General features: G+C 35.3%; 14 protein-coding genes. 1 reads left to right on the top strand and 13 read right to left on the bottom strand.

Features of this window, described 5'->3' with window-relative positions; genetic code table 11:
* Positions 1-33: 33 nt before the first annotated feature.
* The 12 genes from ES948_RS03740 to ES948_RS03685 all read right to left on the bottom strand — a co-directional run bounded on the left by ES948_RS03740 (position 34) and on the right by ES948_RS03685 (position 10926).
* The gene (locus tag ES948_RS03740) at positions 34-1080 is read right to left on the bottom strand and encodes an IS256 family transposase (RefSeq protein ID WP_188109441.1); all 1047 of its coding nucleotides are present in this window, start codon (positions 1078-1080) and stop codon (positions 34-36) included.
* A gap of 60 nt (positions 1081-1140) precedes the next feature.
* Complete coding sequence (locus ES948_RS03735) at positions 1141-1767, bottom strand: type III pantothenate kinase (protein WP_152183595.1); 627 nt, start codon at positions 1765-1767, stop codon at positions 1141-1143.
* Positions 1767-2087 (bottom strand): hypothetical protein, encoded by a 321-nt coding sequence (locus tag ES948_RS03730; protein ID WP_152183594.1) that lies wholly within the window; start codon positions 2085-2087, stop codon positions 1767-1769. Before ES948_RS03730 ends, ES948_RS03735 begins: the two co-directional genes overlap by 1 nt.
* 16 nt (positions 2088-2103) lie before the next feature.
* Entirely contained in the window at positions 2104-4428 is a 2325-nt protein-coding gene (locus tag ES948_RS03725; protein WP_152183593.1) for a putative bifunctional diguanylate cyclase/phosphodiesterase, read from the bottom strand.
* Between the two features lie 16 nt (positions 4429-4444).
* On the bottom strand, positions 4445-4657 hold the full coding sequence (locus ES948_RS03720; RefSeq protein WP_152183592.1) for a hypothetical protein: 213 nt from the start codon (positions 4655-4657) through the stop codon (positions 4445-4447).
* Between the two features lie 12 nt (positions 4658-4669).
* Positions 4670-4888, bottom strand: coding sequence for a hypothetical protein (locus ES948_RS03715; RefSeq protein WP_152183591.1), 219 nt, complete (start codon positions 4886-4888; stop codon positions 4670-4672).
* A gap of 81 nt (positions 4889-4969) precedes the next feature.
* Positions 4970-6133, bottom strand: coding sequence for an MFS transporter (locus ES948_RS03710; RefSeq protein WP_152183590.1), 1164 nt, complete (start codon positions 6131-6133; stop codon positions 4970-4972).
* 11 nt (positions 6134-6144) lie between these two features.
* A complete protein-coding gene (locus ES948_RS03705; RefSeq protein ID WP_152183589.1) occupies positions 6145-6861 on the bottom strand; it encodes an ABC transporter ATP-binding protein in 717 nt (238 codons plus the stop codon).
* A 2-nt stretch (positions 6862-6863) separates the two neighbouring features.
* A complete protein-coding gene (locus ES948_RS03700; protein WP_152183588.1) occupies positions 6864-8009 on the bottom strand; it encodes an ABC transporter permease in 1146 nt (381 codons plus the stop codon).
* Complete coding sequence (locus ES948_RS03695) at positions 8009-9148, bottom strand: efflux RND transporter periplasmic adaptor subunit (RefSeq protein ID WP_152183587.1); 1140 nt, start codon at positions 9146-9148, stop codon at positions 8009-8011. The genes ES948_RS03700 and ES948_RS03695 overlap by 1 nt, the downstream gene beginning before the upstream one ends.
* A complete protein-coding gene (locus tag ES948_RS03690; RefSeq protein WP_152183586.1) occupies positions 9141-10394 on the bottom strand; it encodes a TolC family protein in 1254 nt (417 codons plus the stop codon). The genes ES948_RS03695 and ES948_RS03690 overlap by 8 nt, the downstream gene beginning before the upstream one ends.
* A gap of 91 nt (positions 10395-10485) precedes the next feature.
* Complete coding sequence (locus ES948_RS03685) at positions 10486-10926, bottom strand: heme-binding domain-containing protein (protein WP_152183585.1); 441 nt, start codon at positions 10924-10926, stop codon at positions 10486-10488.
* A 153-nt stretch (positions 10927-11079) separates the two neighbouring features.
* On the opposite strand from ES948_RS03685, the gene ES948_RS03680 reads away from it, so the two are divergent.
* Entirely contained in the window at positions 11080-11394 is a 315-nt protein-coding gene (locus ES948_RS03680; RefSeq protein ID WP_152183584.1) for a hypothetical protein, read from the top strand.
* A 110-nt stretch (positions 11395-11504) separates the two neighbouring features.
* On the opposite strand, the gene ES948_RS03675 is transcribed toward ES948_RS03680, so the two are convergent.
* The gene (locus tag ES948_RS03675; protein WP_152183583.1) at positions 11505-12815 is read right to left on the bottom strand and encodes an APC family permease; all 1311 of its coding nucleotides are present in this window, start codon (positions 12813-12815) and stop codon (positions 11505-11507) included.
* Between the last annotated feature and the right edge of the window lie 15 nt (positions 12816-12830).

The raw sequence follows: 12830 nt of genomic DNA, 5'->3' as shown, positions 1-12830 counted from the left end.
AAAATGCGCGGGGTGGCCAAATGGGATGCGTGCCTACAGTTTGATATTGGAATTAAGTGATTCAATCGGATTAGTCGTATAAATCAGCTTTTTTATAGCTTCTGGATATTTATAAAAAGTTGCAAGTTCATTCCAGTTAGATTGCCAAGACAGAGTAATATGTGGATATTTTTTACCCCAAATATCATTAAATTCTGTAAGGGCAAGCTGTCCATCTTCTTCAGTAGGTGCAGTGTATATTGCTTTTAAGTCATTTGCAACTGCTTTTCTATCTTTCCAAGACACATATCTCAAAGAGCTTCGTATTTGATGCACTATGCATCTTTGAATTTCAGCTTTTGGGTAAACTGCTTGTATTGCTTGATTAAATCCATTAAGACCATCTATAGCAAATATAAGCACATCCTCAACACCTCGGTTTTTGAGTTCATTAAGAAGTGTGAGCCAATATTTGCTTGTCTCATTTTCTCCTATCCAAATACCAATAATCTCTTTTTTACCATCAAGGGTGATGCCAAGCATTATGTATGCTGCAATATTTTTAACAACTCTATCTACTCTTATTTTTAAAACGGTTGCGTCCATAAAGATAATTGGATAGATCGCTTCAAGTGGACGATTCTGCCACTCTTTTGCTTTTTCAATAATTGCGCTTGTGATATTGGATATTGTCTGTTCTGAAAGTTCATAGCCATATAAATCATCAAGGTGATGCTGTATATCTCTGACACTCATACCTTTGGTATAGAGTGACAAGATTAAATCTTCACTACCATCAAGAAGTCTTTCTCTCTTTTTTACCAGTTGTGGTTCAAATGAACCATCTCTGTCTCTAGGTATCGCTACATTAATCTCACCATATTTTGATTTTAAGGTTTTTTTACTATGCCCGTTGCAATAATTCGGGTTATCTGATGGTTGATATTTGTTATATCCTAAATGTGCAGTCAACTCCTCTTCACTGGCTGTTTGCAGTGCCTCTTTGAGTAAGCCTTTGAATTCATCTAAAATTCCATCAAGGCTTATCTCCTTACCTTCTCTTATCTGTCTTCTTAACTCTTCTTTATTTAATAAACTCATTATGTAAATCCTTAATAAATTTATATTTGGTACTATACCAAATATTCTCATTTTTAGAATTTACACAGTTATTTTTACACTACCAGAGGCAATGATTTTCTGCATAGATGTGAAAATCAATTTTGTTTCTACTTTTGCTTCTGGAAATATCTTTTTCAGTTGACTTGCATCACCACCGGTCAATATAATAGGTAAATTATGTGAGAGCACTTCATCCCGTAAAGGTTTTAAATAGGCATAACTGATTGCATTATGGGTATTCTTTGGCAAACAGCTCATATCCAATTCAAAATTTATTGTAGTTTCCAAAACAGGAGAAATATTTTTATATGCGAGTTCTATGGCTTTTAGTCCAGGATAGATAAATCCTCCTTCAAATGCTCCATTATGAACCACATCAACGGTTATCGCAGAGCCGGCATCAATGATTATACCATTCTCAACTGCTTCTATGGCAAAAATTCTGTCAACACCCATTGTCTCATAATATTTCTCCCAATCAATGAAAGAGGAGAGGTCTATCCAATTCTCTAAAAGATGTAGTTTTTGAGAGACAGCTTTATTTACAGAGATATAATAAGTTCTCTCTTTTATAGTTGAAGGATCAAATGTATCTACATCCTTTTTAAACTCTTTATCACCCTTTAAAAAATGATATGAGGTATTTCCAATGTCACACAGTAACATTACTGGATTTTCCAGCCTGCTTCTTTAAAGGCTTTTGCAGCTTTAGAACAAAGCGGTGCATCGATGAAAAGAATCTTATACTTAAAGTTATGTTCACAAAAAAGTGTCAGCTTTGCATAAATCTCTTCAAATTTATGCACATCTTTCATCAAAATTCTACTCTTTTGACTTACTGCAAAAATAGTCCAAAAATAACCATTAACATCAGTTGCTTTATAGATTTTGATTCTGTTTCTAATACCTAAATCCTTCGGTGGGATCTCTTGCATCTTTTTAAAAATTTTACCCTTTTGTCTTAGGGAATCAACAACCATCTGCATATCTATACGACATCCTTTACGAGTATTTTTTCATAAATGCTTCACAATCTACTTTTGAAAGTGCTTTTGAATAGTAGAAACCTTGGATATTATGACATCCTGCTTGTACTAAAAACTCAACCTGTCCTTCTGTCTCCACACCTTCAGCAATTGTCTCAAGCTCTAAGTTTCTTGCCAAATCAATAATTGTTTTTACAATAGCAGCATCATCTTCATCCTCAGGTATCTCCATAACAAAACTTCTATCAATTTTTAGTTGAGAAACTGGAAGTTTTTTCAAGTAAGACAATGATGAGTAACCTGTACCAAAATCATCAATGGCAATAGAGATACCAAGACTTCTAATAGAGCGTAAAATGTCAATAGAACGTTCCGGATCTTTCATAATCTGAGACTCTAAAATCTCCAGTTCTAAAAATTTCGTATCTACACGACTCTTCTCAACGAGTTGGTAAAGCTCACTTCTAAAATCTTCACTTTCAAGTTTTTTCGTAGAGATGTTGATGGAGAGTTTTCCAGTATTATATCCAACGGCTCTCCACTCTACAAGTTGTTTTACACAGTGTTCCAGCATATATCTGTCAATCTCTACAATTAATCCTATCTCTTCAGCAAAAGGAATAAACTCTATAGGATAAAGTAGACCTTTTGTCGGATGCTTCCATCGAATAAGTGCTTCAAGTCCTACAATACGCAGTGTTGTTGCATCTATTTTTGGTTGATAGTAAGCTTCAAACTCACCCTTACGCAAACCATTTCTGATATCGGCATCTAATTCTAGTCGTTTTCTGACTAATTCCGTCATTTTCTCATTATAAAACTGATAGGTATTTTTCCCGCTATCTTTTGCTTTATACATAGCTGTATCTGCATTTCTCAGAAGGATATCAGGATTCTCCCCATCTTGCTTATACACACTGACACCCACACTGAAAGTTGTATGTATCTCTACACCTAAGAGTAAAAATGGTTTTCGCATAACATCAAAAATCTTTTCAATAACTTTTATAACACTTACCTGGTTGGTATTTGGCAGTAAAACAGTAAATTCATCTCCACCTATTCGAGCTACGGTATCATCTTCTCTCACACATGCAAGCAATCTAATTGCAATACTTTTAAGTAGTTCATCTCCGACATCATGCCCATAGGTATCATTGACCTCTTTAAATCTGTCTAAATCCAAAAAGAGTACAGCCAAAGATTGATGTTCTCTTTTAGCATGTTTAATACCTTGCTTCAATCTATCAAGGAAAAGGTTTTTATTTGGTAGTGCTGTCAAAGCATCATGGTGAGCAAGATATTTCATTTTCTTGCTCTGTTTTTGTAGCTCTTCTGTCTTTTCTTCTACAGCATACTCAAGTATCTCATTTTGCTGCTGTATAAATCGCTTATAATTAACATTATAGATAATATATAAAAAGAGCAGTAAAAAGAAAAAGATCAATACAAGTGTTTTAATAATATTATCTCTTGTCTGATATATCTCACTTATATCTATTTCACTCAGTGGTTTTGATATGATGAAATAGGCCATCGGACGATTATTAATGCCATCTACTTTAAAAACAGTAAAAAGGTAACCATTTTGTTCATCAATTTTATAGTCATCAATGTCTGTAAAATAATTGATATTTCGTTTTTTTAAGATATTAAAAATATGCTCATTACTGTGTGGATTAGCAATATAATAATCATTAATAAAGATACCTGAAATTGAATGTGTAAGTTGTTTTTTGTACTGTTTATCAACAACTATGAGAGTCTCATAACCCTTACTTTCTAGTTTGGTAACAAGTGAGTTAAACTTTGCTAAAGTCTCTATAATACCTATAAACCTGTTATATTTATCATAAATAGGAACCATTGATTTAAAAGTTAAATCAAATTTTCCTACACTAATTTTCGACATAACCTTTGGGAGACGTATCATTTTTGCAACATCCAAGCGAATACTCGCTACATTATCACCTTTTTGCGATGTCCAACTCCTATAAACACTTACACCGTTATCATCAATGATTTGAAACCAGACATTATCTAAAGATGTATATTTTTGGAGTAGCGATGAAAGATTGTTGAGTGCCAATTTACTATATTGTTTTGTTCTTATTATCTTCTTGACTATTTTATCTTCAGAGAGTGTCAAACAGACAAGCAGTACAGCTTCAGACTTCTCACGTATCAACAATTCAAGATCATTACGCATCTCTTTTGAAATTTCGAGATATTTTTTAGCCTTTAAGTCATCTACACGCTGTGTAGTATAGATATAGGAAAAGCTAAATATAATTGCCAGTAAGATAAAACCGACTAAAAAAACTCGAAACCCTCTGTTCATATAGTATCCAACTGCCTTATTTACTTAAACCCAGTTCGGCAAAGAGTGTCTCAAAATATTCACTCACTTCTAACAACTCTTCTTTTAAAAGACCAAAAGCCTTATCTTCTTCATACCACTCTTCAATACGTTTGACACTGTCACTTTTTTCATTGTCACTTAACTCTTTTGCCTTTGTAACAGCATCTTTGATTTTTTCTAAATGTTCTCTATGTTTATGTGCGCTCATTCTTTTTCCTTTTTAATAATTGTTATATTTTCCAGCTTCAATATCTACACGGATTGCATCTATTTTTTCTTGCATCATATCAATTAAGACCTTAGCCGCTTCTTTATCATCAGCCTCAGGAACATCCCAGTCTGTAATTTTCATATTTACTTTAAAAAGAAGCTCTAACTCTTTTTGAATCTCACCTTTTCTACTTAGCAACTCTTTGATAACCGTATCTTGCTGACTCATTTTTTCATCCTTCTTGTTTATTTCAATAAGTATGTCTTTTCATCCTTTCTCATAAAAATTGTACTCTTTTATTATAAATTATCACTTAACAACACCTTTGTTTTTCTTAGTAAAAAGAATAGTTCCCAGAAGCAAAATCGTGATAAACACTGCACCAGAAAGCGAAAAGTTTATCGCAACATAAAAACTGTACCGTGACCAGATAAGACCTATCAACAAAGCACCAACTGCACTGAAGATTGCAATACCCCCATAAAAAACACCATATACAAAACCTTGGGAGATCGCATTTTTAGAGATATATACACGCATAGCATTTAAAGATACAACAGTAAAAGCTCCAAAGAAAGCAAATGACAACCATACCAACTCATACTCCATCGATAGAAGTGAGAAAATCCCAAAAACATACGCAAACAAAAGTATGATTTTAGCACCCATTTTATCTATAAGTACTCCGCTGTAGTAACTTAAAACCACTTGTGTCAAAGTTGAAGTAATAGCCAAGAGAGGAATCTGTGAAAGTGTCATTCCAACATCTTTTGCACGCAGTAAAAAATATTGGTCACTCATAAAAAACAGTAGAAAGAAAAAGTAACTTCCTAAAACCCAAAAAAGCCTATAATCCTCTTTTTGAATTACAAAATTACTTTTTTTCTCTTTTTTCGGTGTATCTTTTACAAAAAACAGTACTATAAAAACACCCATCATTCCAGGTAAAAATGTCCAGGCAAATATACCTCTGATAAGCGTTTCATTCTGTATAGAAGAGAAGAAAAATACGAACACAATGATGAGTGAGCCCAGCATCTCCCCTGAGACATCCATCATCTTATGAAAACCAAAACTCTTCCCCTCTTTCTCTTTTTTACTGTAACTACTGATAAGTGCATCTTTAGAAGCACTTCTTATGGCTTTTCCCATCCTCTCTAACGAACGAAGCAATGCAACAGAAGTATAGGAGTATGAAAACGCAAGCAATGGTTTTGTGAGTGCAGATATCAGATAGCCCCCTGCTACAAAAGGTTTGACTATCTGATACCTGTCACTCAAGTATCCAAACAGAATTCGGAGTGCATACGATACAAATGTTGCAATAGCGATAATATAACCAAGCTTGTCAACACCCTCATCCAAAACATAAACTACAAAAATAGGTAGCAATGTCGTCACCATAGCTGACGCCATATCTGTAAAAAAACTGACCCAACCAATCGCAATAACATTCGAATCAATGTTTTTCACAGCTACACCTTTTATAAAATGTGAATATCCTTTGGAACATCACTTGATACCACTTTTTTATTTTCTATCTTCAATATTCTATCACAAAGTGGCAGCATTGCTTCATCATGCGTTACCATAATTACAGCCACATCCTGCTCTATAGCTATCTTTTTTAACATCTTAACAACATCAACAGAACGCGCCAGGTCAAGTGCGGCTGTAGGCTCATCTGCTAAAATAATCTCAGGACTGTTTGCCAAAGCACGTGCAATGGCTACCCTTTGATTTTGTCCGCCTGAAAGTTCCGATGGCATTGCTCTGGCTTTATTACCTATATCAAAATATTCTAAAAGTTCCTTTGCCTTTGCTTCCGAATCTTTTTTTGATACTCCATTTGTTTGTGGGACAAGTGTAACATTCTCTATAACATTTAAAAAGGGAATGAGATAGTGTGCCTGAAAGATAAAACCTATCTTCTCACGCCGTATCTTTCTCGTTTCACGTGTAAGCCATTTATTATCATAAACCTTATCATCACCAAGCCAAATTCTTCCACTTGTTGGTTCTTCCACACAGCCTATCATCATAAGTAGTGTTGTTTTTCCTGCTCCACTCGGTGCAATGAGAGCTACGAGTTCACCTTTGTCAACTTGAAAATCTGCCCCTTCAATAACACGAACAAGATTGTCACCACTACCAAAATGCTTTACAAGATTTTCAACTTTTATACTTTGTTTACTACTCATACTTAACCACCTATCGCTGCAGCAGGATCAGCAGAAATTGCTTTTTTCACACCGATAAATGAGGATAAAATTGATGCGATGATAACAACCAGAAAAAGCATCCAGGCATCAGGAATCTCTAAAACAACTCTCTTTGGAAATTTCGTATAGATAAGATGAGAAAACATATTACCAAATATAAAAGCCAAAAATCCAAGTAGCAGTGTTTCTTGGACAATCATTTTAATAATTATACTGTTTGGAATCCCGATTAGCTTCATGATCGATATCTCTTTCATCTTCTCCAAAGTCATCGTGTAAATAATTAATGCTATGATAATGGTAGAGACAACAACCAAAATAGCAGTAAAGAGTCCTATCTGTTTCGAAGCTCTCTCGATAAGGTTTTTTGTCAATATAGTTTTTTGTTCTTCTCGAGTATAAACACTTTTATGCTTCCACCGTTTGATATCATCTGCAACTTTATCAATAGAGTAACCTTTGTGCAGTGTTACAACAATACTATTTACCATATGAGAATCACCCCCGCTAAGACCACGTGCTCTGTCATTACGAATACGTGAGTTTGAGTATAAAAACTGCAACTCCTGGGCATCTTTTAAGCTGATATATACCAGTGGGTCACCGCCTGAAGAAACTGTACCGTGAGTGACTCCAACTACAGTATAGATATTGCGCCCTAACGGTATTTTATCTTTGAGTTTAAAACCAACTTTATCACTGACAACCATCTCGTAATGACTTCGTATTACACCTCTTCCGGCAACAATGCGTTCAGGGTTTATCGGGTTAATAGTACCAAAAGGATCAAATCCAACAGCAACAACACGCACCTGCTTAAATTTTGACGGTAACTGAATATTTTGAAAAGTCAATGCTGCAGTCTTATCTACTCCATCTATTACCCGGAGTGTGTTTTTCAAATCTTCATGAATTCGTGATGCTTCAGCAAAAGGTCCCAATGTATTTTCTTGAACTACCCACAGATCGACATTCAAATCATCAAGTAACACCTCCGCATCAACTATCATCCCACGATAAACACCTATCATGATAAGCACAATGCCAAGTAGCATACCAACACCCATAGCAGTAACGATAAACTTACCAAATGTATGGGCTATATCTTTTTGAGCAAGATTTATCATCAGTGTACTCTTGCTCCCTCAAAAAGAGGTTTTTTATTTTGAGCAGGAAGAATAATTTTAACTTGATTATCTATATTTGCAACCGCTACTTCATTGTCTGAAACAGCTAAGATTTGCAACTCTTTAAAACTGGCTCTACCATCTTTGTCTACCCAAACTCCTGTAACACTTTTTTTATGCACAAGAACATTTAGAGGAATTTTAAGAACATTTTTTAATTTTTTTGTTGCTATGAGTACTTCAGCCTGTTCATTGATATAAAAAGGAATGGGCAATTTCTCAAACATGACATCCACCTCACGCTCACCTGTTACGGCATCACTCTGAGGTACAATGCGGCTAACATAACCTGAAAACTTCTCATTTGAACGAGAACGTAGTGTAATCTTGGCCTTTTGTCCTACTTTTATATTGCCACTTATTTTCTCATCTATGTAAGCTTTTATCCAAACAGTTTTAGGATCTACTATTTTTAAAATAGCCTGCGTTGGCACGACACTCTCTGCAACATCAGCCTCACGTGCAATAATGTAACCATCTACAGGTGCAGTGATTTTATAGCGTGAGAGCTTTACTGCCAGCGCTTCAGTACTCTTTTTTGCTCGTCTTACTTCTGCTTTTGCAGAATCAATACGTGCCTTTGTTGCTTCAATTTGTGCATCAATAGCATCTAAATCAGCCTTTGCTTTATCATACTCAGATTGCGAAGCAAAAGATTGTTCTTTTAGTTTTGCATAACGCTCATATGTCAGTTGCACAAGATTTTTTTGAGCGATGAGACTCTGCAACTCTTTTTTGAAAGCTATTAACTCTAATGAGGCTTTTTTTACCGCTATCTTTGCCTCTTCTAGAAGCTGTGGTAGATCAACCGGGTCCATAACAACCAGTAGTTCTCCTTTTTTTACCCACTCCCCTGCATCTTTTTTAATCTCTAAGATCTTCGCAGCACTCAAAGCATTGACAGCATAGATATTTTTAGCCCCAACATTGCCTATGCCAAAAACATAAACATCCATAGCTCCTCTTTGCGCTCTTACTTTTACATAAGTACTTTTTGGAATATAGACTTTGTTATAAAAAACACTGCCTACTATGAAAAGTGCTACGAATATAATGCCGTATTTCATCCATCTATTCATTATATTTTCCTTTTAAATAATCAATTCTGTCAATACTGAGTGTTCTGTAATAATATGCTTCTAAAAGTCCAAGTTCAGCATTTAATACCAAAGAAGTAGCATCAAGAACTTCGATATATGTTGCCAACCCCTCTTTATATCTTGCATCCAACACACTCTTTGTATCTTTTGCTGATTTCAACTGTGCCTTTTTTGCTGCTATTGTCTTGGCATATCGTATAATGTCGAGCAGTAAGCTCTGTATCTCTTCTTTTAAAGCAAGCTCACGTGAGCGTCTCTGCTCTTTTGCTATCTCCGCACTGATTTGTGCTTTTTGTGCTTCAGCAGAGACTCTGCCACCACTGTAAAGTGGAACATTTAACGTTATTCCTGCAAGTTTTGTATCATATACATTTAAAGTGTCTAAGTGATTATAAGAAGCAACAATATCAACAGAGCCAAAATGTGATGCTTGTGCCGATTTATGTAAAAGTATATTTTTTTCAATATTTTTTTCATCTATTTGGAGTGTATAGTTATTGTTTAATATCTCTTTTTCTATACCTTGAAGTTTATGCAACTCTTTTTTCAGTACCTGTTCTTCTAACTCTACACCATCTGCTATCTTTTTATTCATATAAAGTTCAAGTGTAGTTTTTGCTTTTTCATAACTAGTTTCTGCAATTGCTAAATTATCTTTTGCTAGATAAAGAGCAGATAAGAAACGGCTTGCATCTGCCTGTGTTTTCAAACCCTGTTCTACTAAAGCTTCTGCCTGTGCATAGTATGCTGCTTTTGATTCTAAATCTTTTTTACGTACCTTTATAGCTTCATTTTGGACGACCATCAACTCATAAAGCCCTTTTACCTTAAAAACAAGTAGTGCTTTTAACTCTTTTAATGAGAGTTTGGAGATATCTTTATCAACTTTTGTAGCAGCCACCTTAGATGATGTCTTTTCAAAATCCCATACTTTTTGTTTTAGGTTGACTCCTGCATTCCATCCGGAATCATCTACTGTATGGAAAGTGCCATTTTGTGGTAAAACAAAGGTCTGTGCTGCATTATACTGCGCACTTAGATTAATTTGAGGAAGATAGTCTGCAAAAGCTGACTTATAAGAAGACTCAGACTGTTTTACTTTGAACTCAAAAGATTTTACATCAGGATAATTTTTTAAAACAGTATCTATACTCTCCTGCAGCGTTAAGAGTTCTGCATTGAGAAGAGAAAAGAACAATACAGAAATTAAAAATATTTTTTTCATTTCACACCTTAATAAAAATTACTTTTGATTCTGTATTATTGCATAAGCGCATTAAGGCATCGTTAGAAAGAAAAAAATCTTTACAGTTCAGTTATTCGTCATCCTCTTCACCAAAAGTATTGACAAGTCCTTTAATAAGCTCTTTTTTCTCTGTTTCACTTAACCTTGCTTCTGGATGAACAGGCAGATAAACGAGTGGAGGCATCTCTCCCTCACGCAGCTCCTCAGCGGCTTCATCACCTTTGTTCTTCTTTTGATGGAGCCAATTAGAGATATTAAAATGTTCTCTTCCTTCATCAACATCATGCTGTACTAACCAAGAGACAGGAGCAACATTACTATACCATGGCCATTTCGTTTCATTGGAGTGACAATCAGCGCATGCACGCATAAAAAGATCGCGTGTCTTTGGAGTATCCCATTGTGGTTCCTGTACTACCGGTGGATTTACATGGTCTCTGCCATAAGGCACAAGCTGTATGATAACACCCAGCAATATTACGGATATCGTTATTGTTTTTATTTTTGACATCTCTCACTCCTTGTGATTATTTATCAACAAATATAGCATAATAATATTAAGCTATCATTAACGTTTACTTAACATTCATTTTATAAAATACGAATAGTGTTAATAAGGAATGTTTTTTGCTTGTTAACATATATAAACTCGAAAGGATTTACTATGAATGTAAATGCAAGTGGTTCAATGCAACAGATGCAGATACAAAATATGTACGGTGCTGGTGGTGGACAAGGCAAAGGTGGTATGAAAGATATCATGCAGAGTCTCTCATCAGAAGACAGAAGTGCATTAAAAGAGCAGATGAGTTCACTCTCTCAAGCAGACAAACAATCAATGGTCGCTCAAATGAAAGAGGTTGATGCAACATCTATGAGTAGTGATGAGTATGCACAGACTCTTTTAGATATGCTCGACCAATTAAATACAGAACAATCTACTTCAAGTGCAGCATATGATTTCTCTACTTATGTATAAAATCTAAAGTGTTCATTTTAGCGAGGTTTGAAAACCTTGCTAAAAATAATTGCATATTTTCTTTTTGAACCATTTTTGATTAAGTTTATAGTAAATCCTGATTTAGGATGTCAATGTTTCTCTTTTTGTACGTTTTTGTATCTTCTATCAAAGAACTGACCACGAAAATATCTCCCGTAAATCAGCTCAAAAAGTACAGAGACGATGATAAAGGACATAAAAATCACAACTGCTCGAGGATTGGAGCTGTATGTGTGATACAGAAGTGTTCCTAATGCAAAAAAAGCAAAAATTGAAGAGAGACTCACGATAATTCTGTTTGCATCAATCTCTTTTTGCAACTTATAAGCACTGAGGTTTACAATAAAAAATATCAATAAAAAGCCGGCACTTCCGATAATCGCTATCTCTGTCAAATCTATTGTATTAGCAAGTATCAAACTTAGTACGGTTGTATAGAGCACTCCTTTGAAAGGGACACCTGACTTTTTCTCTTCATCCATTAAAGATCGTGGCAGTTTACCATCTTTGGCAATGATATATCCTAAACGTGCATTACCGTAAATAGTAGCATTAATTGCAGAAAATGTTGAAAGTAATGCGGCAGAAGCAACAAGTACAAAACCGACATGTCCCAATGCAGGTTCTGCAGCAATGGCAAGTGCATAATCTTTTGCTTGCATCAAAGCATCTTCAGAGACACTACCAACAGTAATGACCGATATTAAGATATAGAGTGCAATTACGATAATTACAGAAGCATAAAAAGCACGAGGAAGATTTTTATCAGGATTTTCAATATCTTCTGCAGAGTTTGCTATAAGTTCAAATCCTTCATATGCCACAAAAATAATCATCCCCGCAACGATGATGGAAAATGGTGTTCCCCAGTTCTGTGGAGACATACGCTCTGTATCAACATAAGAAGCACCCGCCACAATCACTAATATCAAAAGAGAGACTTTGAGAATAACGATGAAGGTCTCACTTTTACCGACAAAAGAGGCACTTACAAGGTTAATGACAGCAGGTAAAATAATAGATACAGAGATAAGTCCATGATACAGCCAGATACTTTTATATGTAAAAAACGTCTCACCATACGATGCAAAAGCCGTAGCATAAAGTGAAATTGTAACGAGGTAGCTCAGCCAAAGCATAAGGTTGACACTTCCGGAGAGAATATTATCACCAAATGCTTTATCGATGAAAGTAACTGTTCCACCTTCACTTTGATAGACAACCGAGAACTTTGCATAAGAGTATGCTGTCAAAATTGCGACTAAACCGGCAATTCCAAATGCAACAGCGGTTGCACCGTGTGCGAGTGATACAGCTTCACCTAAAACGGCAAAAATACCACCACCGACCATACCGCCAATCCCTATGGAAATAGCGCCTAAAAGTCCTATGCTTCTCATCTATTTCCTATGAAA

Source organism: Sulfurimonas indica (assembly GCF_009192995.1).
GTDB lineage: Bacteria > Campylobacterota > Campylobacteria > Campylobacterales > Sulfurimonadaceae > Sulfurimonas > Sulfurimonas indica.
The sequence above is the reverse complement of the archived record's forward strand: the minus strand, read 5'-3'. Positions and strand labels throughout refer to the sequence as shown.